Below are 736 nucleotides of genomic sequence, written 5' to 3' on the forward strand. Positions count from 1 at the left end.
TCGCTCACCGCGGCGCTTCTGGTTATTTGCCGGAGCACACTTTAGAAGCCAAAGCTTTGGCTTATGCAATGAAACCAGATTACATCGAGCAAGATGTCGTGATGACGAAAGACGACCAGTTAGTGGTGTTGCATGACCATTACTTGGATCGCGTCACGGATGTAGCGGAGCGTTTTCCTGATCGCGCACGCGAAGATGGTCGTTATTACGCGATTGACTTTACTCTGGCAGAAATCAAATCTCTGCGAGTCACCGAAGGGTTCAATATCGACGAAAACGGCAAAAAAGTCGCCGGTTATCCAACCCGATTCCCAATGTGGAAATCTGATTTCACTGTACCGACGTTTGCTGAAGAGATTGAACTGATCCAAGGCCTTAACAAGACGTTGGGTTACGACATCGGTATTTACCCGGAAATTAAAGCGCCTTGGTTCCATCGTCACGAAGGCAAGGATATTTCTAAAGCGGTGCTTAAAGTCTTGAAGCAGTACGGTTACGACTCGCAAGACGACAAAGTCTACCTGCAGTGTTTTGATGCGAATGAACTGCAACGCATTAACAGTGAGTTGATGCCCGCAATGGACATGGATTTAAAGCTCGTTCAGCTCATGGCTTACACCGATTGGAACGAAACTATGGTGTACAAAGGCGATACAGCAATGCCATACAGCTATGATTGGATGTTCAAAGCCGACGGCATGAAGAAAGTGGCGAGTTACGCCGAAGGTATTGGACC

The 736-nt window shown here is 47.4% G+C and carries 1 protein-coding gene; it reads left to right on the forward strand.

Features of this window, described 5'->3' with window-relative positions:
- Window positions 1–736 (forward strand): glycerophosphodiester phosphodiesterase (gene glpQ, locus R7Q09_RS25370; RefSeq protein WP_318143847.1); only part of this gene is annotated, 736 nt, incomplete at both ends.

The sequence above is a fragment of the Vibrio sp. 2130-1 genome, assembly GCF_033339515.1.